General features: G+C 49.2%; 12 protein-coding genes. 7 read left to right on the forward strand and 5 right to left on the reverse strand.

The window, feature by feature from the left end:
• Positions 1 to 311: 311 nt before the first annotated feature.
• Complete coding sequence (locus ACYVEA_RS02725) at positions 312 to 2,663, reverse strand: T9SS type A sorting domain-containing protein (RefSeq protein WP_461111776.1); 2,352 nt, start codon at positions 2,661 to 2,663, stop codon at positions 312 to 314.
• A 229-nt stretch (positions 2,664 to 2,892) separates the two neighbouring features.
• On the opposite strand from ACYVEA_RS02725, the gene ACYVEA_RS02730 reads away from it, so the two are divergent.
• A complete protein-coding gene (locus tag ACYVEA_RS02730; protein WP_461111777.1) occupies positions 2,893 to 4,932 on the forward strand; it encodes an aceric acid hydrolase in 2,040 nt (679 codons plus the stop codon).
• A 65-nt stretch (positions 4,933 to 4,997) separates the two neighbouring features.
• Here ACYVEA_RS02730 and ACYVEA_RS02735 read toward each other — a convergent pair whose 3' ends face one another.
• Positions 4,998 to 6,077 carry an endonuclease/exonuclease/phosphatase family protein gene (locus ACYVEA_RS02735; protein ID WP_461111778.1) on the reverse strand — a complete coding sequence of 360 codons (1,080 nt, stop codon included), beginning with the start codon at positions 6,075 to 6,077 and terminating at the stop codon, positions 4,998 to 5,000.
• 387 nt (positions 6,078 to 6,464) lie between these two features.
• On the opposite strand from ACYVEA_RS02735, the gene ACYVEA_RS02740 reads away from it, so the two are divergent.
• Both ACYVEA_RS02740 and ACYVEA_RS02745 read left to right on the forward strand, forming a co-directional pair.
• Positions 6,465 to 9,506: a SusC/RagA family TonB-linked outer membrane protein gene (locus ACYVEA_RS02740; RefSeq protein WP_461111779.1), complete on the forward strand. Its 3,042-nt coding sequence runs from the start codon at positions 6,465 to 6,467 to the stop codon at positions 9,504 to 9,506.
• A gap of 19 nt (positions 9,507 to 9,525) precedes the next feature.
• Entirely contained in the window at positions 9,526 to 11,166 is a 1,641-nt protein-coding gene (locus tag ACYVEA_RS02745) for a RagB/SusD family nutrient uptake outer membrane protein (RefSeq protein ID WP_461111780.1), read from the forward strand.
• A 140-nt stretch (positions 11,167 to 11,306) separates the two neighbouring features.
• Here the strand turns inward: ACYVEA_RS02745 and ACYVEA_RS02750 are convergent, their stop codons facing one another.
• Positions 11,307 to 11,720 (reverse strand): hypothetical protein, encoded by a 414-nt coding sequence (locus ACYVEA_RS02750; protein ID WP_461111781.1) that lies wholly within the window; start codon positions 11,718 to 11,720, stop codon positions 11,307 to 11,309.
• A gap of 248 nt (positions 11,721 to 11,968) precedes the next feature.
• Between ACYVEA_RS02750 and ACYVEA_RS02755 the strand changes: the two genes are divergently transcribed.
• Positions 11,969 to 14,746, forward strand: a complete 2,778-nt coding sequence (locus ACYVEA_RS02755) for an alpha-d-galacturonidase (protein WP_461111782.1) — start codon at positions 11,969 to 11,971, stop codon at positions 14,744 to 14,746.
• Between the two features lie 14 nt (positions 14,747 to 14,760).
• Here ACYVEA_RS02755 and ACYVEA_RS02760 read toward each other — a convergent pair whose 3' ends face one another.
• Together ACYVEA_RS02760 and ACYVEA_RS02765 are read right to left on the reverse strand one after the other, a co-directional pair.
• Entirely contained in the window at positions 14,761 to 15,525 is a 765-nt protein-coding gene (locus ACYVEA_RS02760) for a DeoR/GlpR family DNA-binding transcription regulator (RefSeq protein ID WP_461111783.1), read from the reverse strand.
• 195 nt (positions 15,526 to 15,720) lie between these two features.
• On the reverse strand, positions 15,721 to 16,902 hold the full coding sequence (locus tag ACYVEA_RS02765) for an acyltransferase family protein (protein WP_461111784.1): 1,182 nt from the start codon (positions 16,900 to 16,902) through the stop codon (positions 15,721 to 15,723).
• Positions 16,903 to 17,920: 1,018 nt separating this feature from the next.
• Between ACYVEA_RS02765 and ACYVEA_RS02770 the strand changes: the two genes are divergently transcribed.
• From ACYVEA_RS02770 to ACYVEA_RS02780, 3 genes are all read left to right on the forward strand, one after another.
• Entirely contained in the window at positions 17,921 to 21,088 is a 3,168-nt protein-coding gene (locus ACYVEA_RS02770) for a SusC/RagA family TonB-linked outer membrane protein (RefSeq protein ID WP_461111785.1), read from the forward strand.
• Positions 21,089 to 21,168: 80 nt separating this feature from the next.
• A complete protein-coding gene (locus ACYVEA_RS02775; protein ID WP_461111786.1) occupies positions 21,169 to 22,584 on the forward strand; it encodes a RagB/SusD family nutrient uptake outer membrane protein in 1,416 nt (471 codons plus the stop codon).
• A gap of 207 nt (positions 22,585 to 22,791) precedes the next feature.
• Positions 22,792 to 24,207, forward strand: a complete 1,416-nt coding sequence (locus ACYVEA_RS02780; protein WP_461111787.1) for a glycoside hydrolase family 140 protein — start codon at positions 22,792 to 22,794, stop codon at positions 24,205 to 24,207.
• Positions 24,208 to 24,307 lie beyond the last annotated feature (100 nt).

The raw sequence follows: 24,307 nt of genomic DNA on the forward strand, positions 1-24,307 counted from the left end.
GCGAGTAATTTTTTCGCCTAGGGGCTTAACAGCGTAGCGTCGCTGGGCCGGCCGCCGAAGCGGTAGCAAAATAACCATGTCACCTACCCTTCATGCAATCACATACGTAACTAGTCTCGTACCTGACAGCACGCTGAATAAACCCAAAAATTATACTATCTACCAACGCTACGCTGTTTGATCCCTACGGGATAAGTTGCTCGATTATTTTATGAAAATTGATCCGGAACAATACCATTTAATCCCGAATTGATTCCCATAAAGTGGCTAGACTATTTCAGGAAAATCAATTCGGAATTAGAACCTAACAGCTACTGCTTCAGTAGTTTCACAGTCTGAACCTGCGTGGGGGTTTGCACTTTCAGTATGTATAGCCCGGGTGAGCGGCCTAGTTTCACCTGATGCCGCTCACCCGTATTTGCCTGCTCAATACGTTGCTGGCTAACAACTTCGCCCTGTTGATTGACGACATCCAGTCTTATTGGTTCGTTATTAACTCCGGTGATTTCTACGTCAACGGTTTCATTACGTGTGGGATTGCCCAGCACAAGCACCTGTAACGTAGTGCCTTTTTCCGGGTTGCTGCCCTCTTCAGCCGCCTTGCGCAGACCGTTATTGCAACGTGACAACCAGTTCCAGGCAAAACTGGCCTTTCGACCCTGCGAATCCCAGGCTACGATGGTAACCGTTGGGTTATCGACGTAAGGATACATAATGGCGTCAGGATTCGTCGTTGGCTGAAGGAGTCCCACTACCGAGAAACTCATGGGCGGAGTAAAAGTGCCTGAGTATTGAGGCATAAACCGAACGGCCCGCATTTCAGGGTGGGAGGACGTAGCGGGCAGCATGACGTCGCAGCTTTGCAGGGTTGCCCCCGAAATAGAAAACGGCATTGGATCAGCGTTTGACGTAATGATTGTCCCTTTTTCACCCACGGCTATGTATTTTCCGTTCAAATAGCGGATGCAGTTCAGATTGCCAATGTTGCTGGGGACGCTTCTATAAGTCGGATTCGTGCCATCGAGCGTCGTCATAATGTATATATTACCCGCAATTGCGAACTGGCCGTTTCCGAACGTGATACTCCCCGTACCATTCCCCGACGTGCTGCCACTACCGGTCCAGGTGATGCCATCGGTAGACCGACGAACGTTTCCTCCTCCGCTGCCGACCGCCACAAAGTAACCGTTGTCATACGCGATACCGCTCAGTGTATTGGTCGTGTTGGAAACGCGGCTTGTCCAGCTCAATCCATCCGGCGACGTGTAAATAATCCCGCTACTCCCGACGGCAACAAACAAACCGTTGCCATAGGTAATGTCCTGAAAGTTTACGGATAGTAAGGGAGAGGATGCCGTCCAGGTCAATCCGTTGGTCGATACCATGGCTTGTCCGGAACCTACCGCGACATAGCGACCTTTGCCGTAGGTTATGGCTTTGAAGCTACTCCCCAGTTTGCGAAAAGTCCAGGTAAGGCCATCCGAAGACGATAAAATATTGCCGTAGTAATCCACCGAAACGAACAGATTCATGCCGAACACGACATCGCTCGGGGCCGGATAGGCCGCAAATTCGGTTCGGGTGAAGGTAACCCCATCGGTCGAGGTCAGCAGTTGTCCTTTGGACCCGGAGGCATTACTAGTCCCGAATATTACGTATCGCCCATTCCCATAAGCAACACTATTCAGATTGCTCTGTCCATCCGGGGCGTTGGTTGCCTGCCAGGTTGCTCCATCCGTAGACCGACGGATGCTGGTGCCGACCGTAATGAACTGGTTGTTGGCATAGACAACGCCCAGCATGGTATCCAGAATGCCAATGTCCCGTTTCGTCCAGGTGCTCCCATTCGGCGAGGTTAGAATAACGCCGTAATAACCTACCGCGACAAACTGGCCGTTACCGTACGTAATATCGTACATAGTATAGTCCATACCGTAGCCCGGCAGTTGAGAGGTCCAGGTGATCCCATCGGTTGACGTAAGCTTTGCGTTGGATGGATACCCACCCACGGCCACGTACTTGCCGTTTCCGTAGGCAACATCTTCCAAAGCTGCTCCTGAATTGGTCTGGCGCATTGTCCAGTTTAGGCCATTTGGCGAGGTCAATACAATGCCTCCATAGCCTACCGCAACAAACTGGTTTCCGCTATAGGTAACCCCCCGCAAGGCAACCGGACTTGGTGTATAGACATACCGTGCGGTCCAGGTATTGCCATCGGGCGAGGTTAAGATGGTACTGTTATCGCCCACAACTACGTATAAACCGTTGCCATACGTAACGTCATTCAGCGGGTTGGTCGTTGGCGACGATTTTTGGGACCAGCTATAGCCATAGTCCGTACTACCGAAGATCGTGCCATATACACCCACCGCGACAACCCCAACAACGGGCGAGCCAGCCGTCACACTGTTGAGTTGGTAATTCGTACCAATGAACGCTTTCTGCCAGGTGGTTCCGTTAATCGAGACAGCCACCGTATTGTCGATACCCACGCCGATGAACTGACCGTATTTGTAGGTAACAGCACTCAGGTTAAATGGCCTGCGTGCCGTCCAGATTGATTGAGCCGGGGCGGTGACCGCTATCAATAAAAACAGACCGATGAGAAGTTGAGAGGTCAATAAAAGTACTCCATTTGAAGAGCGATACGTACTAGTAGACATAATATTGGTTTGCGTTAAATGTTCGTCCCCTTTGTCGGCAAGACTATAAAGGATGGTAACACCGTTGAGCGAACGGTAAAATCGTACGATGGTTAGACAAAGTCCCCTTCAGGGGATTTAGGGGTGAAGGGCAACTTCATAGGCTAACATCCTACAACTTTTAGTGAAAATTGCAGAGCCGAAAAGGGTTTTTTGCTATTAATTTTGGCTTTTATACCATTTATCCAGTATGGGTTCTACCACTAAGCTAACCAAGACCGTTTTATTGGCTTTCGCTCTATCACCCCTGGCGCAGGTTACATGGGCGCAAACCAAAGCGCTGGTCAATACGTCGCAGAGTAAGTTTGCGCGATTGGAAAGCACGGACCTGAACGCTGTAAAATGGACGACGGGCTTCTGGGCCGACCGCTTTGCCGTTTGCCGGGATTCGATGGTGCCGCATTTGTGGGATACCTATACCGATGCCAACGTCAGCCATTCGTTTCGGAATTTTGAGATAGCGGCTGGGCTGGAAGAAGGTAACTTTAAAGGGCCTTCCTTCCACGATGGCGATTTTTACAAAACGCTGGAGTCGGTGGCGAGTATGTATGCACTCACCAAAGACAAAAAGCTGGACGAGCAGATGGATAAAGCCATTGCAGTGATCGCCAAAGCGCAGGCACCCGATGGCTACGTATACACGAAGGCGATTATCCAGCAGAAGAAGTCCGGCGAAAAGAAAATGTTCGATGATAAGCTCAGCTTTGAAGCGTACAATTTCGGGCACCTCATGACGGCGGCTTGTGTGCATTACCGGGCAACGGGCAAAACGTCCCTGCTGAACATTGCCAAAAAAGCGACTGATTTCCTGATTGGTTTTTACAACAACGCCAGCCCCGAGCAGGCACGTAACGCCATCTGTCCGTCGCACTATATGGGCATCACGGAGATGTACCGCACCATCCGCGACCCGAAATACTTAGCCCTGGCCCAAAAGCTGATCGACATTCGCGGGCTTTCGGAAGGAACAGATGATAACTCCGACCGCGTGCCGTTCCGGCAAATGAAGAAGGTAATCGGTCATGCCGTTCGGGCCAATTACCTGTTCGCCGGTGCCGCCGATGTGTTTGCCGAAACCGGCGACAGTACGTTGCTATCCACGCTCGATTTGATGTGGAACGACGTAGTGAATCGCAAAATGTACGTCACGGGCGGCTGTGGGGCACTTTACGACGGCGTTTCGCCCGAAGGCACATCGTATAAACCCGACACGGTGCAAAAGATCCACCAGGCATACGGCAAAGCCTATCAGTTGCCAAATCATTCGGCGCATAACGAAACCTGCGCCAACATTGGCAACCTGCTCTGGAATTACCGAATGCTGCAAATTACGGGCGAAGCCAAGTATGCTGACATTATGGAACTGGAGCTGTACAACGCGATTCTGTCGGGCGTAAACCTGGGCGGCACAAAGTTTTTTTATACGAATCCGCTGAGCGCGTCAGACGATTACCCCTATCAAATGCGCTGGATGGGCGGCCGTCAACCCTACATCCGCCTGTCGAACTGCTGTCCACCGAATACGGTACGTACTATGGCCGAAGTGAGCAGTTACGCCTACAGTATTTCTGATAAAGGTTTGTGGCTAAATCTGTTTGGCGGCAGTCAGTTGAAGACGACATTGAAAGACGGTTCGGCACTACGTCTGACGCAAACCACCAATTACCCCTGGGATGGAGCCGTAAATCTTCAACTGGAACAGGCGCCTGCGAAACCCTTTTCGGTTTTTGTCCGCATTCCCGGCTGGTGTCAGGGGGCAACGATTAAAGTGAATGGCACTACGTTGTCCAAAGCGGTTCAGTCAGGTGAATACGCCGAAATCAACCGAACCTGGAAAGCTGGCGATAAAGTGGAAATCAATTTACCAATGCCCGTGAAACTCATTGAGTCGAACCCGCTGGTTGAGGAAAATCGCAATCAGGTGGCCGTCAAACGTGGCCCGATTGTGTATTGTCTGGAATCGACAGACAACCAGAAAACGAAGCTGACCAACATTGCTTTATCGGCAAAGCCGGATTTAAAGCCGAATCTCGTCAAGATTGACAACGCTGACATGATGGCGCTGGAAGGGACTGCAAAGCTCATCAACGAAGGAAGCTGGACGAATCAATTATACCGCGAGGTGTCGGACAAAGCACCCCAGACAACGCCCGTTCGCCTGATTCCGTACTACGCCTGGGCGAATCGCGGGCATTCGGAAATGGAAGTCTGGATTCCATTTATTCGGTAAGATTAGGTTTAAGAAACTCTTTACAATTCACACATACCCTTAACCCCTGAAAAACGGTATGTCAATTACCCTTCCGCTTCGGTTATTTTTTCGTTTGCCTCTTCCAGGTCATCACTTTCAGGTTGTGGAATCTCTACATTCTTTGCTATCCGCTCGCCTACGTAAGTCAACGAAATTAGCATGGGAAAATGATCGGACCCGCAGTTAGGTAATCGACGGATAGATTGGAGCTGGAAATGCGGAGACACGAAAACATGGTCAAGGGGCCAGCGCAAAAAGAAGTAGTTGGCATGGAACGTATTGTACAAACCCCGGCCGATCCGCGGGTCGAGTAAGCCGCTGATTCGCTGGAATAAACGGGTGGTGTGCGACCACGCTACGTCGTTCAAATCGCCCGCAACGATGACTGGCCCCGACTTGGTACGGGCTTCTTTACCAACCAGCAGTAATTCAGCATCGCGTTCAGTAGACCGGTAATGTTCCGTTGGACTTGGCGGCATCGGATGAACCCCGTAAAAGTGCACCAACTGGCCGGATGGCAACTCAAGCTGTGCGTACATGGAAGGAATATCATCCTGAATCAGAAAACGCAGTTCATGGAAACGGATCGGAAAACGGGAATAGAACAGCATACCGTATGTATTTTCCAGGGGATGCAATAGTCTAAACGGATAATCATCTTCCAGATCAGCCAATTTATTCTGCCACTCCTGATTGGCTTCCAGTACTAAAAGCACGTCCGGCTTATGCTTTTTGGCCAGCGCCAGCACTTCGGGCATGTGCGTATTCTCCATAAACACGTTCGCGGTCAACACCCGGATCGTATTTTCTTCCGCGTGCGTTTTCCCTATCGGTTGCGAAAACGGCAGCACCTGTTTTTTGTGAAAGGGCGTAAAGGGATAAACCAGCCAGGCCTGGTAAACCAAGGTGAGCAACAAGCCGATGGGTACAGTGAGTAATATACCATCCATATGATGCCCAAGCACAAACCAGCCCAATAGGCCCAGTGCTGCCAGTACGGTCAGTTGCAAATGCGGGAAATCCCAAATGCGAATCCACCAGTAATCCAGTCTGATCAGGTTAAGGAACGAAGCAACTGTAATGCCTATCGAGTAGGCGAGCAGGATTACATCAAGAGTGGGCATGAGTGAGCAAAGGCGGTTAACAGGTTAACTTCGAAAAATACCATGTGGTTTATACCGTGGCCAGACAGCCTGGTATATGGCGGAAACTCAATAGCTCCTGAGGTACCGGTCTGATTATAATGCCCGTCTCATTATCCTCCTAAAAGTTCAATATTTTCTAAAAGTTATACCATGATAAGATAGTACAATTTTTAGGAAAAATGGTGGAAAATGACGCCCTTAAAATCAGTTAAGTTTGTCGACTCTATCAATTTCCCGAAAACGCTGGGCTTGCGGGAAATTTCGTTGGGAGAGGTTAGTAGCTGCGTACTACAGCTAAATAATCTTCTTGAATGCCAGCAGATTATCGATTATTACCCCTAAATCAAACTCCTCAATAATACGGTCATGAAGTATCTTCGCACTTGGTTTATTGGTCTTCTCGGGCTGGTTCAAGTGGTTTTTCCGGATGAAGTTTTTTCGCAAATAATTGCCAGTAATCGGCCGCGCTATGAAAAGATCCAATCCGCACAAATCACGTCACTGCCGTCAGTTGACAAGGTAATTAGAGGAACGGTCAAGGACGAAAATGGGCAGGCTTTACCGGGTGTAAGTGTGGTCATCAAAAATACGAGTCAGGGCACTACAACCGATCCCAATGGAGCCTATCAATTGACCGTACCCGATCAGGCCACTACGTTGGTTTTCAGCTTTGTCGGCTATCTGCCCAAGGAAGTGCCGATCGGGAATCAATCCGAAATAAACACTACTCTTCAGGTCGATACGAAGCAACTTTCGGAAGTTGTCGTGGTGGGCTACGGCACCCAGCGCAAACGGGATCTGACGGGTTCGGTGGTGTCGATCAAGGGCGATGAAGTGACCAAAGTACCGGTTACGTCGCCCATTGAAGCACTTCAGGGAAAGATTCCCGGTGCCGATATTTCGCGGACGAGCGGCTACGCGGGTCAGGGTCCTTCTATTCGAATTCGGGGCAACCGCTCCATTGCCAATCCGAGCAGTTCCAACAACGTACTTTACATTGTCGATGGTGTTCAGGGTGTGAACGCGGCCGATATCAACCCCAATGATATTCAGACGATTGACGTATTGAAAGATGCTTCCTCCACGGCTATTTACGGTTCGCGCGGGGCAAATGGCGTTATCATCATTACCACCAAGCGCGGGTCGGGCGGCAAACCCAAACTGAGCCTTAATTCCTACGCCGGTATTTCCGAAGTGGCGGGTTATGGTGCGTTTATGACGGGACCCGAATACATTGCCTTCCGACGCGAAGCCTACCGGGCATCGGGCACCTGGGCCAGCCCCGCCGACGATCCGAAAATATTTAATGCCAACCAGTTAGACGCGATCCAGAAGCAACAGTTCCCGGTATGGCCCGACCTGATACTACAGCACGGATTTCAGCAGAACCATCAGTTGGGCATCACAGGTGGAACCGACAAAACCAAGATATATTTCTCGGGTGAATATTTCCAGGAAAAGGGGTTGATGAAACTGGATGAATACAAACGGTATTCGGCCCGACTAAACATCGACCAGACGATCAACGACTGGGTGAAAGTGGGTATCCAGACTCAACTGGCTTATATCGATAATGACATCCGCCGGGACCCCTTCAACCGGGCATCAAGCATTTTGCCGCTAGGGACGCCCTACGATGCAAACGGGGCCTTTATCCCGTTTCCGTTGGGTGGCAGCATTATTAATCCGCTGGCCGACGAGCAACCCAATGCCTACAAACGGAACACAAAAACGAACCGGGGGACGTTATCGACTTACCTCGAACTGACACCTTTCAACGGGTTTTCGATTCGCTCGACACTGGGCGCTATTTTCTCGACCTCCGAAGCGGGCAGTTATTACGGGGTGAACACCATCGACGGAGCCGGGAGCCGGGCGCAGGCCTCGATCACCAACAACCAGAGCCGCAACCTGAGTTGGGAGAACGTATTCACCTATAAGCGGACCATTCAGGATCACGCGTTCACCATTACGGGCGTAACCAGCTACCTGACCTTTACCAATACATCGAGCTTTGCGGGGGGCAATAATCAGTTGATTCCGGCCCAGTTTTTTTACAATCTGGCAGCCGCTAACCAGAACCCATTTTGGGGCAGCGGCTACAGCCAGAACAAGCTGATTTCATTTACCGGACGGATCAATTATAGCTGGAAAGACAAATACCTGCTGACCGTTACGGGACGTAGCGACGGCTCCTCCAAATTGGGCGCTGGCCATAACTGGGCCTTTTTCCCCTCGGCAGGCTTGGGATGGCGTATCAGCGACGAGCCATTTATGAAAAATCAGCAAGTAGTAACAGATTTGAAATTACGGGCCAGCTATGGCGTATCGGGCAACGACGTTATCAACCCCTATGCGACCCAGAATTCCCTGACAACGGTTTCCTTCGCCTATAGCGATGCCAATGCGGCCAATGCGTACCTGATCAGCCCAACCATTGGCAATCAGGATCTGAGATGGGAATTGACCACCACCGCCGACGTCGGACTGGATGTTGGGCTACTCAACAACCGTATTACAGCCAATATCGATTATTACAATGCCCGCACGAACGACCTTATTTTCCCGTATACCCTTCCGTTGCTAACGGGCGTCACTACGGTGAACCGGAATATCGGCGTTACCCGGAACAAGGGTCTTGAAATCGGCATCACAACGCAAAACATCAATAAAAAGGGACTTAGCTGGTCGACGAATCTAACGTTTGCCCGCAACCAGGAACGTATCGTTTCGCTGCCCAACGGCAACGTCATCGCCGACGATTATCGAAATTCGCTCATCGAAGGCCAGCCGTCGCAGATTTATTACGATTACAAAAAGATCGGCATCTGGCAGTTGGGTGAAGAGTCGGAAGCGGCCAAATTCAACGCGATTCCCGGCGACATCAAGATTGCGGACCTGAACGGCGACGGCAAAATCGACGGAACCGACCGAACCATCATCGGCTCCCGCGTACCGCAATGGACGGGCGGCTTAAGCAACGACATCCGGTACAAAGGCTTCGATCTGAACGTACTGCTGGTGGCTCGCGTAGGCCAGTGGATCAGCTCGGATTATTACGCCAAATATACCCGCAACGCCAGTAGCAACGGCGCCAGCATCGACTACTGGACACCCGAAAATCCAACCAACGAATACCCCCGCCCGAACGCCACCCGTAGTTCAACCTACGTAACGACGCTGACCGAACGGCAGGCTTCGTTTGTCAAAATCAGGAACATTACGCTGGGATACACGATCCCGAAATCAATAACGAATAAGGCCAAAATTGACAACTTACGGCTGTACGTATCCGGTAAAAACCTGTACACGCTAAGCAACCTGAAAGACTTCGATCCCGAAGGCGAAGGCGTCATTGACCGTCCGCTCAACCGCCTGTATGTATTTGGCATCAACCTTGGCTTTTAATCGGAAACAGCATTCAATCATGAAAACATACAAAATTTATTTGTCGATGCTGGGACTGGCCGTTACGTTGCTGGCCTGCAAAGAACAACTTGTAGAATACAACCCGGCGGGGTCAACCGCGCAAAGCCTGTTTACTACGCCCGAAGGCATCGAAGCGGGTGTTAACGGGATTTACACGTACAACCGCTATTTCTACGGCAAAGAAGAGGGGCAGGCACTCATGGAAATGGGGACCGACATCTGGACCAATGCCGCCAACAATGGCAATTCGGGCTCCAACGGCGTATTTCCACAACCGCCCCTGATGACCTATCAGGGGTTAACGACGGATAATGTCTGGGTGAAAAATCGAATGTGGCAACAATGCTATGCCGCTATTAATCTGGCCAACAACGTATTGAAGTACTTACCAACGGCGGGTGTGCTGGCGACTCGTCAGAAAGAACTGGAAGGTGAAGCGCGGTTTTTGCGGGCCTGGTATTACTGGCATCTGGTCGAAAGTTTTGGGGCCATCCCCCTTCAGTTAACACCCACAGAGACCATCGAAACAACGGCAACCCGTACGCCCGTCGAGACGGTGTACGAGCAGATTTTTCAGGATCTTCAAGTTGCCGTAACGGCCATTCCGCAAACCACTACCGATTACGGACGTATCACCCGACCAGCCGCCGAAGCGTTTCTGGCGAAAGTGTATCTGACGCGGGGCAAAAACCAGGAAGCTAGTACTTACGCCAAAAAGGTAATCACGGGCTATTCGTACAAGCTGTTGCCTACGTACGCCAGTTTATGGTCGATGACGGGCCAGCAAAATACGGAAGTGTTATGGGCGGTGAACTACTCGACCAACCTGGCATTCAATGCGGGTAGTAACCTGAATCACACGCTGTTCCTGATGGAGTATAATACCCAGCCGGGCATGAAGCGCGACGTAGCAAACGGCTTTCCAAACGTTCGCTACATGCCGACGTTGTTCCTGCTCAACTTGTTCAATGAACAAAACGACTCCCGCTATAATGCCTCATTCAAGTCGGCCTGGCTGGCTAACGAAACCGACGCAACCAAGCGTCCGGCGGGGATGAATGTTGGTGATACGGCCGTTTTGACCACGAAATATCCGGTGACAGTGGCTTTTCGGCAGTCCAAAAAGTACCGGATTTATGACCTGAACGATATGTATAAAGCCGATGGCACACCCAACGACCGCTTTCACTACGTATCGCTTCGGAAGTTCGATGATCCCACGCGGGCCACAGACGCTACGACAGAGAGTTCGCGGGATGCCTACATCCTGCGTCTGGGCGAGGTATATCTGCTGGCTGCTGAAGCTCAGTTGAACTTAGGCAAGAAAGATTCGGCGGCTTATTACCTGAACGAAATCCGGACACGGGCCGCCGTGACCGGGCGTACTGCCAACATGCGTGTAGCGGCCGCCGACGTAACGCTCGATTTCATCCTGGACGAACGCGCCCGCGAATTAGCGGGAGAACAGGTACGCTGGTTTGACCTGAAACGCACGAACAAGCTGGTCGAGCGCGTGAAAAAGTACAACCCCGATGCGGCTCCCAACATTCAGCCGTTCCATGTGCTACGTCCCATTCCGCAGAGCGAAATCGATGCCGTGACCAATAAAGGAGACTTTAAACAAAATCCGGGTTATTAATAGATATTCAGAATTAATACCGTTCAAAGCTTCCCTAAAGACCAGATCTTTCGGGAAGCTTTGTTGTCGGGATATATACAGATTGTATGGAGAATCAGTTGGCAATAGAAGCGGCTGAGGCTTATAATCAGCTGAATCGGTTATAAGGAGACTTGGTCAGCGTGCTGGAAGTAGTTTTTTTCTACTTGAACAAACAGCGCTGAGTTAAAAACGATGAAAGCCATAGAAAACCAGAAGCCATAATGGGGCGTAATCCAACTGATCGCAGCGCTGGTATGAGCAATCAGAACAATCAGGGCAAATGTTTTAACAAATTGTTTAGGCAACCAGTAACCAATCACTCCGATGGCTATCAGCCAGGCAAATGAAATCAGGAATATACCTGATACGTGGCTTTTCATAAGGGCCGCTCCTATCGGATTGGCTTCGCGGCCTGCCTGCAGATTACCATTCCAGTAAGCCGCTGGCTGGTTAATAATAGTGACGGCTTCATCGACCAGGCAAGCGCAATAAGCTGGGATCAGAATAATCAATCTATTTTTCAGTTTAGACATCGGTATAATTAGTTATTTCTCAGGTAAACGATTGCCAAACAAATATACATTTAGGGTACTTATTCTCAAGCAGGTTGTTTACTTTCCAGCAACTTGCGTTCCATTCTTCGCCATGTCTCAACGATCCTTCGTTACTATCAGATTTCGCTAACATTGTATAATTTCCAGAGAAAATGGTGGAGATTAAGGTTGACATAAATGAGTAAGTTTGTTTCAATGCACGAGTTCCCAATGAGCGCATTTTTGTCATGCCTGATCCCAATATGAATCGATACGCCAAAACCTTTCCGCTTTTAATCTTCTTACTTTTCATTTCTCTGACGCTCTCCATCGCGCAGCAGACAACGAAAAAGAATCAGGCTATAACCATCATCATTCCCGCGTCGGCTCACGTTCGAACGACGTTCGGAGCAGAGAAGCTGAAACAGGCTTTGACCAAGGCGGGGTATCAGGCCACGGTAGCGAAAGGGCCGCAGGCGAAAAGCACTAATACACAGATTATTATCGGATTATGGTCTGACAACGTAGTGAAGCCGGCAATTAGGGCCTATGCACTCGCGGTGCCTACTGACGTAAAAAAGGAGAGTTTTTCGATTCGAAGCGCTCCTCAAAAACCACTGCTCATTGCCGGGGCTGATCCGTCGGGTACATTGTACGGCTGCATGGAACTGGCCGATCAGGTGACGGCAACGAGTAAACTTCCCGAAACAATAAACCTCAGCGATACTCCCGAAATGGTGCTGCGTGGTACGTGCATTGGCGTACAAAAACCTACCTATCTGCCCGGTCGGGATGTGTATGAGTACCCCTATACGCCCAAAACGTTTCCATGGCTATACGACAAAGCGCTCTGGATTCGGTATCTGGATATGATGGTCGAAAACCGGTACAATTCGCTGTATTTGTGGAATGGGCATCCGTTTGCGTCGCTGGTTCGGCTAAAGGACTATCCTTATGCCGTTGAAGTAGACGACGCTACGTTCAAAAAGAACGAAGAAATGTTTCGGTTTCTGACCGAAGAAGCCGACAAACGGGGCGTTTGGGTGATTCAGATGTTCTACAATATTATCGTCTCGAAACCCTTTGCCGAACATCACAACATCAAAACGCAGGACCGCAACCGACCGATTGTTCCGCTCATTGCCGATTACACCCGGAAGTCGATTGCTGCCTTTGTAGAGAAATACCCGAACGTAGGGCTGCTCATTGCGTTGGGCGAAGCGATGGAAGGCGTTGGGCAGGATGATGTGGACTGGTTCACCAAAACGATTATTCCCGGTGTGAAAGATGGCCTGAAAGCCCTCGGAAAAACCGATGAACCGCCCCTCGTGCTACGTGCCCACGACACCGATGCGCCACGCGTGATGAAAGCCGCGCTGCCTTTGTACAAAAATTTATACACCGAAGCCAAGTTCAACGGCGAAGCCCTGACGACCTACACCCCCCGCGGGAAATGGGCCGAATTACACCGGACACTGAGCAATATCGGTACGGTACAGATTGAAAATGTCCATATTCTGGCGAATCTGGAACCCTTCCGCTACGGTTCAGCCGATTTTATTCAGAAGTCGGTGCAGGCGATGCATAACGTGTATGGTGCCAATGGCTTACATCTCTATCCACAGGCGTCGTACTGGGATTGGCCTTACACCGCCGACAAAACGACACCGCGTCAGCTCCAGCTCGACCGCGACTGGATCTGGTACAAAACCTGGGCGCGCTACGCCTGGAAAGCCGGGCGGAATCGCTCTGAGGAGGTAACGTACTGGGGCAATCAACTGGCGGAGAAATATGGCTTGCCGCTGGATAAAGGCAAGGATGTACTGGAAGCCTATGAACAAACGGGCGAGATTTCACCGAAGCTGCTACGTCGCTACGGCATCACCGACGGCAACCGCCAAACCCTGACACTGGGTATGTTGATGACGCAACTCATCAATCCATTTCGCTACGGCCTGCTTACGTTGCTGTACGAGTCGGAAGCTCCTGAAGGCGAGATGATTATCGACTACGCTGAGAAAGACTGGAAGCATGAAAAACACATTGGCGAGACACCCGTTCAGGTTGCCGATGAAGTTGTCGAACATGGCAAAAAGGCGGTAGAAGCCATCGACAAAGCAACCGGGGCCGTCACGAAAGACAAAGAAGAATTTACGCGGTTGAAAAATGACGTGTACTGTCAGAATGCGATGGCGAATTTCTACGCGCAAAAAGCCCGTGCCGCGTTAGCCGTTTTGCGGTACAAATACTCCAGCGATGTTCGGGATCTGGATAAGGCCGTGCCCTTGTTGGAAAGCAGCGTGAAGCACTACGCCGATCTGGTGAACCTGACCAAAGATACCTACCTGTATGCCAACAGTATGCAGACGAAACAACGTAAAATTCCCATGCGGGGCGTCGATGCTACGTATATAACCTGGGCCGAAATGTTGCCGGTCTATCAGAAAGAACTGGACCATTTCAAGCACTCGATTGACTCGCTGAAATCTGCGACAAATGCGGTGGCGAAACAGCCCGTTACCTTAAAGCCAGCCACGGTTACGGTGCAAAGTCCACCAGTTGAAACGTATTCGATCGTAAAAGGGCAACGCGTGTATGCAGATACAGCCGCTACCATTAGTGAAGTTGCACCAGAATTAAAGGAGTTGAAAGGCTTGAAATTCTCGAAAGCGAAGCAGCAATTGGAACGTACCAGTCTGACATTTACAAGCACTCAACCCGTGAAGCTGTTGGTGGGCTTTTTTACCGAAAAGAACCCCAACTACCTGCCCGCGCCCGAACTGGAAACTGATGCCAGCGCAAATGACTATGGCCAGTCGGAAATCAAAATCTCGAATGCCATTCTGGTGAGCGGCCAACCGCCGGTAAACGTACACGCCTACTCGTTCAAGGCCGGTCAGCACACACTGAACCTGGGCAAGGGAGCCTGCTTGTTGTTAGGCTTTATGGATGGAAATCAGGAAATTCCCATTTTCGACGCTGGCCTTGCCGGGAACAAGAAGACTATTGACTGGCTGTTTGAATGATAACCAGATTTATCTCAATTCGCAATGATCAGTTCGATTTCGTTGTCGCGAAAGACCTGCTTATGTTTCTCTTCGATACCCGCGTCGGTAATGATGTAATTAATGAGCGACAACGCGCCTAAACTGGCAAACGCGCTCTTGCCGATTTTGGTCGAGTCGGCGACTAGATACGTAGTGTCGGCAGCGTCGATCATGGCTTTTTTTACGACTAAGTCGCTGATACTAGGATAGGTTAGTCCAGACTTTAATGATAGTCCCGCGGTAGCCAGGAACAATTTCTGCACGTTAATTCCCTTGAAAAAATCGGCGGCTTTCTGACCCGTCAACGACAGGGTTGGCGGCTTAAACTCCCCGCCCGTCATGATCACTTCAATACCCGGCTCAGCCCCTAAAATCAGCGCTATATTTAAGGCATTGGTAATGACGGTAAGATTCTTGTAGCCGCGAAGTTTCTTGGCAATTTCGGTCGTTGTCGAACCGGAATCCAGAATGATACTGTCACCGCTTTCAATGAACTCCAGGCACTTAGCCGCAATCAATTCTTTTTTGTCGATATTTTCCTGGTTACCCAACGAAAAGGTACGTACCTGATCTTCAACATTTTTCAGGTAAGCGCCACCGTGCTCTTTGGTCACCAGCCCGTCTTTCTCTAGTTTTTCGAGGTCCTGACGAATCGTAACTTCCGTTACTTTAAAGATTTTGGCCAGGTCGATTACCTTAGCCGAACCATCTTCCTTCAATAATTCGAGTATTTTATCCCGACGTTGGTTCGCCAACATATTTCTTTCTTTATGAATCAGCCCAAAGTAAGTAAAAGAACAATCTGCTACGTTATACTTTATAAACGCAAGAAATCAATAGCAAACGCAAATATAGTTATCACTCCGATGCCTATAGTAAGACTACCGAGACATATGAACCAATCCATGTAAGGTAAGCGATAAGCCTATGGCAAGAAAATAGAATGAAGCAACTTATAGAACCCGTGCTACGACAGCAATTCGCCTGAGCAAACTACTACTTAGCCAGCTTAAGCCCATCGCGCCCAAAAAGACAATAAGGAACTTAAGAACAGCCGGTACATTAACCGATAGTAAGGCGAATTGTAACCAGGTGACAAATCCGTAATGCACGACATAAATCCCGTAAGCATTAGCTGACAGGCTGTTCCAGCCTTTGAACGGGCGAGTAATTGACTGCCTGAAAAAACTGATGCATGCCCCCATACTGGCCAGGCAACTGGCGACAAATACTATATCATACAGGAAATAGCCCTCCGTAGATGTCAGGAGACCTTGCTTAACCCAAGTGGCTCCAGCACGGGAAATCATCACGAACAGTAGAAAAGAGCCCAGACATACGACGAGCCAGACCAGCCGGTCTTTACCGAAAAGCCTGTTCTGGCTGAAAAGATAATTCTGCCAATCGGTCGCGCTCAGGCAAGTGCCCAGCAGAAAGAACACTAAGTAAAATAAAAGCCGGTTTAGCTGAAAATCGAATGGCCCCCAGTTGCCTACCCATGTATATTGACCCACCCATAAACTCAGGGGAATCAGACTAATAGCGGCTATTCCGTAGACAACTGCGAACAAATAAACCGGCCGTTTGCTCAGCCTGGCCAGCCAATTGCCAGCGCTTACATAAAAGGATTTTCTCCAGGTGAAAATGAGGACAGCAACGCCATCAAATGCGAATAACAGCCAGATAAACCAGGGCGGACCAACGGGCCATTGTTGCACTAAACTATAATCCTTGATGAACGTAGTAAAATCCGTTGATTGGGTAGCCTGGTAAAAAGTAGGTGCATAAGCGAGTGGGATAAGGATCACTTCGGCGATCAGAAAAGGAATTCCCAGCCGGATGAATCGGTCCGCCAGATACGCTTTTATGCCTTTTTTAGTTAAGCCTCGATAGACAAACAAGCCACTGATCAAAAACATCAAGGGCATGAAAAACAGATCGTTGAAGCTAATGAACGTATCCATGCCCGACCAACGATTGCCATCTACAATGGGGGCAGTTGAATAGATATAATGAGCCGGATCAAAATAAGCAAATGTGGGGTAGGCCAGAGCTGCATGATGCGCGACGACCAGAAGTGTAACAAACGAACGTAAATAGTCAAGCCAAATCGCTCGAGCGTCACCAGTTTTCATAGAAAGTTTCAGAAATAAGAATCCATCAGCCAAAGGAGGACAGAAAATCAGAAAAGATGCATCCTATTAGATCGATACGTCTAAATTTTATGGTGTTTCAATATAAGTATTACCCCGTCTACAGCTTCACCTGCGCTAATCGAATGGGCTGACCAGCGTCTTATGCTGAATCTATTTGCACCAGCATTAAGGAACTCTGGTGCAAAAGATAAATAAAAAAAAGATGGCACAGTCTGTAAGAAAGTATATGAAAGCCTTCTATTAGCTACCAATGAGCAATAGCCCGAATTATAGTGGCTCATAATAAGTCAATTGACCAGATACCCTTCCGTTTAAGACTTACTTTCCTGATCTTACCTATAATTCAGATCACATCAGCACGACTGAATTTTTCTTTTTTTTGCTTTCTTAAGCCCGATCTTTACAGAAGTTTCCGTGCAACATCCCGCCTATTAAGGGAAGCCGTGAAGTCAACCTGCTCTAATCAATGTGTCTTATTCCAGATTGATCGATAGCCTTATTCTGATGCTGTCCATTCAGACAATTATTCATTTCAAAAAGGGAAAGAAGCTAAAGTTGACTTCTTAAAATAGTTATATTTAAAACGATCAAAGAGTATAAACTGACCTGCCTAGACGATGGGCCCTAAAAGTACCTATTCTATGTTTACTCACATAACGTTGCCAAAAATTCCTTTTCGGCAACGTTCCCGGTAACGATTGCGTAAAAAGAGCCAATCAAATACTTGTTTTCTACAATTTTTCTCCCAAGTTTTAATATACTCGTACGTTAAAAAATGGCTGGTATCAACCAGAATAAATTCAATTTTTCTCTCTGTATTATAAAGCTTGTGTTGATGAATTTTATACCTCGCTAATGGTCAAAAACGCATTGATTAAGCCACCAACAGCCACCTAAACCAGCCAGGGATAACCTCAGAAATAAGTAACAGAACAGGCCATTTCCAGTACCTCACTCCTACGAATTCAATTGATTTTTTACGACTAAACCAATACATATGAAGCCTATTTTAACGTATAGACGATCATGGAGAATAAACCTGATCTTTGTTTTATTTTGTTTTTCTTTCGTTCAGGTCTATGCACAACCAAGCGCAATTACGGGCAAGATCACAGACGAAACAGGGAAACCTCTACCAGGCGCTTCCATTTTGGTGAAATCGGCCAAAACGGGAACAATCTCCAATCAGGATGGTATATACACAATTTCTGCCGAGAAAAACGCAGTACTGGTCATTAGCTCGATTAGCTTCGACACCCAGGAAATTCCCGTCAACAACCGGTCGGTTATTGACGTATCGATGCAGTCATCCAACAAAACGCTCAATGAAGTCGTCGTCGTTGGGTATGGTACGCAGAGCAAACGCGCCATCACGGGAGCCGTCGCATCTGTCGGATTCAATGAATTCAAAGACCGGTCGTTCAGCAACGTTACACAGTCGCTGGCGGGTAAAATTGCCGGGGTAAATATTTCGCAGTCACAGGGAGCGCCGGGAGTCTCGCCCATCATTCGGATACGGGGTGTCAGTTCAATTACGGCCGGAACGAACCCGCTGTTTGTGGTCGATGGCGTTCCGCTCGAAAACTTCAACCTTAACCTGATCAACCCGCAGGACATTGAGTCGGTCGACGTACTGAAAGATGCGTCATCGGCGGCTATCTACGGATCACGGGGTGCCAGCGGGGTTATTCTGGTCACGACGAAACTGGGGAAACCCGGAAAAACAACCATCAGCGCGGGGTATGAATACGGCACGCAGACGGTAGCCCGTAAAGTGCCATTGATGAATGCGCAACAGTGGATTGGTTATTATATTGACGCCCATAACAATGCCTGGGTTGACCTGAATCCGGCGGTCAACAAAGCGTCTGATCCTAACAGTGCCCGTCCGTCAACGTATCGTATTCCCGAAGATTTCATTACCAATCCGCAGCAATTTGGCAATGGCACCGACTGGCAGGACGTCATGTTTCGGGTAGCGCCATCGCATAATGCGCAACTGTCGGTTTCGGGAGGTACCGAGAAAACACAGTTTTTATTCTCGCTGGCATATCTGGATCAGCAGGCCGTTCTGGACGAAAACTATTACAAACGCCTGGCGCTACGTTCCAACATCAAGCACAAAGTATCAGATAAGTTTAGCCTTGGCCTGAACCTGGGAGCAACCACAATTTTTGATCGTACAGAAGGTACGCAAGGCAAAAGCGATGTTATCAGTCTGGCTCAGCAAAGTGATCCGATCTTTCCGGTTTATAATGAAAATGGAAATCTGGGCTATCGCGACCCGAATTCGGTCTGGAACAAATACGTTGCCTACAATGACCTGAACCTGTGGCATCCGTATTCGCTAACTCGCTTTTATCATAAGCAGAACAAATCATTCAATACGCTGGCCACCGCCTTTGCCGATTACTACGTTACCGATGATCTGAAGTTTCGGACGAGCATCAGCGGCAACCTGTTCAATACGCGACTGAACTCGTACCGGGTTAAAAATCAGGGGTATGGCTATTCAGGGCTGCTGCCGGCAGAAGGCAATGTGCAGTCGTCGTATATGCTGAACTGGCTGTCGGAAAATACGCTGACGTATGACAAACAGTTTGGCGATCACAGCCTGAATGTGCTGGCTGGTTATACGGTTCAGAAACAACGCGATGAATTTGCTACCGTCACGTCGGGCAGTTTCCCGAACGACCTGGTCGAAACGCTGAACGCCGGTGTCGTGACCAGTGGCTCCAGCACGGCTACCGAATGGTCAATGATTTCGTATCTGGCTCGTGCTCAATACAATTACCAGAATAAATATTTCTTAACGAGCACGATCCGCCGGGATGGTAGTTCCCGTTTCGGAACGGACACTCGCTGGGGTTACTTCCCGTCGGTATCGGCTGGCTGGCTGATTTCGGACGAGTCATTTATGAAAAACGCTACGTTCATTAACAACCTGAAATTGCGAGCTAGCTACGGCGTAGCGGGTAATAACCAGATTCCGAACTACGGAGCCATCAGTCTGTTAGGCTCGTCCAACTACGTTTCTGGTGCTACGCTGGCATCAGGTCTGGCGATTGGTAACATTGCCAATACCAACCTGAAATGGGAACGGACAACTCAGTTAAACATTGGGCTGGACCTACGCATGTTGAGTGACCGCATCGGGTTATCGGCAGAATATTATCACTCCGTTACGAATGATATGCTGCTAAACGTACCCGTACCCGACATTTCCGGTTTCTCGACGCAGCTGACGAACATCGGCAAAATGCAGAATCGCGGGGTTGAGCTGAATCTGAACACAAAAAACACCACGGGTAAGTTTCTCTGGACAACCGATTTCAACATCAGTTTCAACCGAAACAAAGTGCTTCAGCTTGGCCCAGGGAATGCGCCCATCACGTATACCGACTACGTAGTGGCGGTAAAAACCGAAGTGGGTCAGCCCGTTTCTAATTTCTTCGGCTACGTAGTGGATGGCGTGTTCAAAAACCAGGCGGCTGTTGATGCCGCTCCGCACTACAGCACCACCAAACCCGGCGATCCGATTATCCGCGATGTGAATGGAGATGGTAAAATCACCGTTGACGACCGTACGACGCTGGGTAATAATCAGCCCGATTTCATTGCCGGCATTACCAATAATTTCTCCTACAAGGGATTCGATTTCTCCTTCATGCTGCAAGGCTCGTATGGCGGAGAGATTGTCAATCAGAACTTCCGCTACCTGGGGTTCTGGAATAATGGCCGGAACATGTATGCGAGTGTCGATAACCGCTGGCGTTCAGAAGCCGATCCCGGCGATGGCAAACACTTCCGCGCAACCCTCGGCCTGACGGGTTTGCAGGATCAGTTTCATAGCCTGTGGGTTGAAGATGCCTCGTTCACGCGCCTGAAAAACATTCGGATATCGTATACGCTGCCGACCTCGCTGATGAGCAAAACGCCGTTTCGGGTGGCCCGCGTGTATGTGAACGCCGAGAACGTGTACCTGTGGAGTTCCTACACAAACTACGACCCCGAAAACACGACCTACGGCGCCAGCAATTACTCCAGCGGCAGCAATGGATTGAATGCGTCGGGTAATGCACCAAATGGCGCGTTCATTGGGGTCGACTACGGCTCGTATCCACTCCCCCGCTCAATAACGGTAGGCTTAAAGCTTGATTTTTAAGGAAATACAGAAAGGTTTTTATCGATTTTCCGAAGACACTGGACTTCGGGAACGTAGTGAAACTCAAATTTGAAACGACAATGAAACATATAAAACACCTTCTAGCCATCATCTGTCTTTGCCTGGCGGCAACAGGATGCAAAGAGTCTTTTTTGAATCTTAATCCGATTTCCAACCCCACCGCCGATAATTTCAAAACCAGAGATGATTTTGAACTGGCGGTCAATGCGGCCTACGCGTCGCTGTACCTTGTCTATCATCCCGAAGGATCGGTTTCATATGCGAACGAGCAAATGAGCGACAACGCCATTGTGTTCAACATTTCGGGTATCCAGTCCGACAAATGGCAGTTTAAGGATTATAGCCTCGCGACGTCCAACACGATGATTTATCAGTTCTGGCAGGAATATTACAAAGCGATATTCAACGCCAACATTGTGCTGGACAAGATTGAAGGCGCTAGCGTGGATGCGGGATATAAAGAAGGCGTTAAAGCCCAGATGATGTTTTTAAGAGGGCTTTATTATTTCGATATGGTTCAACTCTGGGGCGATGTACCGCTGGTTACGACACCCTTAACGGGCGAAGAAAGTTATGGCGTGCTACGCTCTCCACAAAGTGCCGTTTATGACCAGATCAAAAAAGACCTCATCTACGCGGCCGATAAACTGCCTTTAGCGTCGGTGATCACCATGCCGGGACGGGCCTCAAAAGGGGCTGCACAGGCGCTTTTAGGTAAAGTGTATTTGACATTAGGCGATAAAGCATCGGCGGCAACAGTCCTTAAAGAAGTCTACAACAGCAATCAGTATTCATTGCTGACAAACTATGCCGATTTATGGGGGCCAACTGTAAAAAACACGAAAGAATCCATTTTTGAGATCCAGTATCTGGGAGGTAATGCCTCGGCCCCCTTTAGCCGCTACTACCAGACGTTTTACCCAAACAACAATTTTCTGGGTTTTTACGGGGGTGGCATGAATCAGGTGACCGACGATCTGTACAACGAATTTGAAGCCAGCGACCCTCGTCGTGATCTATCAATTGCGCTGGGCTACAACAACTCGGGTACGTTCATTTCGCAGAAATACCCGATCAAATGGACCGATACCAAAGCGACACAGGTTGGCGGTAATCCATTGGCTAACAACAACTTTATGGTGTTACGTTACGCGGATGTGCTGCTGATGTTGTCGGAAGCCAGTGGCGATGCTACGTACCTTAATCTGGTACGGACACGGGCTAAATTGCCCAAGTTTAGCGATGCTACGTATCCCACGGCCAAATATGCAACACTCGATTTGGCCATCGAACATGAACGACGGACGGAATTAGCGCTTGAATTTCACCGCTGGTTTGATCTGAAGCGGACGAACCGTGCCATTCCGGTACTGACGGCCAAAGGTAAAGCCATTACGCAGACCAAACTGCTGTGGCCTATTCCGCAAATTGTGCGGACGCAAAACGCAGCGATTACCCAGAATCCGGGGTACTAATGCCCTAAAACCCCTAAATCCCCTGAAGGGAACTTTGTTCGCACTTTGACAAAGTCTGCTTCAGGGGATTTAGGGGTATACAGACTAATAGTTTAACCAAACGACAACAATTACTAGGCTTTTTAGAATATACATGATTGGCAAAATCATACAATCCGGCGAAAAAATCATACACAGTACAACCTCGAAAAAATACATTCTTTGTACATGCTAAACCTGCTTTTTAAACGAAGCCTTCTTTTTGCGTTTCTGTCTACAATCATTGTCGCGTGTAGTACGGCTGAAAACGACAAAAAAGCACCCGATTCAAAACAGCTTTCCGTCTCGGCGAACAACCGATTTCTGGCCGTTGGCGATAATAAACCCTTTTTCTGGCTGGGCGATACAGGCTGGTTGTTGTTCGGTCGGTTGACGCGCGAAGAAGCCGAAAAGTACCTGGAAAACCGGAAGCAGAAAGGCTTTAATGTGATTCAGGTGATGGTATTGCATACGCTTAAGGTTACCAACGTATACGGCGACTCAGCGCTGATTAATAAGAACGTAGCAACGCCACTTATAACAAAAGGATCTTCCTTCGGCGATTCAACCGAATACGATTTCTGGGATCACGTTGATTTTGTGGTAGACAAAGCCGCCGAAAAAGGAATTTACATGGCGCTGGTGCCGGTCTGGGGCGGCAATGTAAAGAACGGGGGCGTCAATCAACAGCAAGCCAAAATTTATGCGGAGTTTCTCGCCAATCGCTACAAGAACCGGCCAAACATCATCTGGCTAAACGGCGGTGATATTAAAGGCAGCGACTCGCTGGATGTCTGGAAAACCATTGGTCGAACGATCAATCAGGTCGATTCAACGCACTTGATTACCTTCCATCCCCGCGGCCGGTCGTCCTCGTCGGAGTGGTTTCATAACGAACCCTGGCTGGATTTCAACATGGTGCAGTCGGGCCACAAGACCTATGCGCAGGATACATCGGCCAAAGAAACACTGCATTACGGCGAAGACAACTGGCGCTACATTCAGGCTGATTTAGCCCTAAAACCGACCAAACCCGATATCGACGGCGAGCCATCTTACGAGGGCATTCCACACGGACTGCACGACACTACGTTGCCGCGCTGGTCGGCTGATGACGTGCGCCGGTATGGATACTGGTCGGTGCTGGCGGGCGCGTTTGGGTACACCTATGGGCATAATTCCGTGATGCAGATGTACAAGACGAGGGATAAACACACGTCGTTCGGCCCGATCGAGACTTGGGACAAAGCCATCGACGCCCCCGGTGCCGGCCAGATGATTCACTTGAAAAATCTGATGCTGGCTCACTCCTTTTTCGACCGTATCCCCGACCAGTCGCTGATTGCCAATCAGGGCAGCAAGTACGATTATCTAGTGGCCAGTCGCGGACCAGATTACGCGCTGATTTACACCTACACGGGTCGGAACATCAGGCTGAACATGGGTAAACTCCCCGGTGATACTGTAGCAGCTTCCTGGTTCAGTCCGCGCGATGGCAAAACGACCGCCATCGGCGACGTAGCGAATAAAGGAATTCAGGAGTTCAACCCACCCGCCGAGCCAAAGAACGGCAATGACTGGGTCTTAGTCATTCAGAAGAAATGAGAATTAGTAGTATAAGCTTGAAACTCCGAAAAACCCCTAAATCCCCTAAAGGGGACTTGGCTTGTGCTTGGACAAAGTCCCCTTTAGGGGATCTAGGGGT

The organism is Spirosoma jeollabukense, from assembly GCF_054777855.1.

What these genes read in the sequence shown, in the direction of transcription:
- ACYVEA_RS02750 (WP_461111781.1), bottom strand. Translation starts at nt 11,720, where the DNA reads ATGTCTAAACTGAAAAATAGATTGATTATTCTGATCCCAGCTTATTGC.
- ACYVEA_RS02730 (WP_461111777.1), top strand. Translation starts at nt 2,893, where the DNA reads ATGGGTTCTACCACTAAGCTAACCAAGACCGTTTTATTGGCTTTCGCT.
- ACYVEA_RS02780 (WP_461111787.1), top strand. Translation starts at nt 22,792, where the DNA reads ATGCTAAACCTGCTTTTTAAACGAAGCCTTCTTTTTGCGTTTCTGTCT.
- ACYVEA_RS02760 (WP_461111783.1), bottom strand. Translation starts at nt 15,525, where the DNA reads ATGTTGGCGAACCAACGTCGGGATAAAATACTCGAATTATTGAAGGAA.
- ACYVEA_RS02740 (WP_461111779.1), top strand. Translation starts at nt 6,465, where the DNA reads ATGAAGTATCTTCGCACTTGGTTTATTGGTCTTCTCGGGCTGGTTCAA.
- ACYVEA_RS02725 (WP_461111776.1), bottom strand. Translation starts at nt 2,663, where the DNA reads ATGTCTACTAGTACGTATCGCTCTTCAAATGGAGTACTTTTATTGACC.
- ACYVEA_RS02765 (WP_461111784.1), bottom strand. Translation starts at nt 16,902, where the DNA reads ATGAAAACTGGTGACGCTCGAGCGATTTGGCTTGACTATTTACGTTCG.
- ACYVEA_RS02735 (WP_461111778.1), bottom strand. Translation starts at nt 6,077, where the DNA reads ATGCCCACTCTTGATGTAATCCTGCTCGCCTACTCGATAGGCATTACA.
- ACYVEA_RS02755 (WP_461111782.1), top strand. Translation starts at nt 11,969, where the DNA reads ATGCCTGATCCCAATATGAATCGATACGCCAAAACCTTTCCGCTTTTA.
- ACYVEA_RS02770 (WP_461111785.1), top strand. Translation starts at nt 17,921, where the DNA reads ATGAAGCCTATTTTAACGTATAGACGATCATGGAGAATAAACCTGATC.
- ACYVEA_RS02745 (WP_461111780.1), top strand. Translation starts at nt 9,526, where the DNA reads ATGAAAACATACAAAATTTATTTGTCGATGCTGGGACTGGCCGTTACG.
- ACYVEA_RS02775 (WP_461111786.1), top strand. Translation starts at nt 21,169, where the DNA reads ATGAAACATATAAAACACCTTCTAGCCATCATCTGTCTTTGCCTGGCG.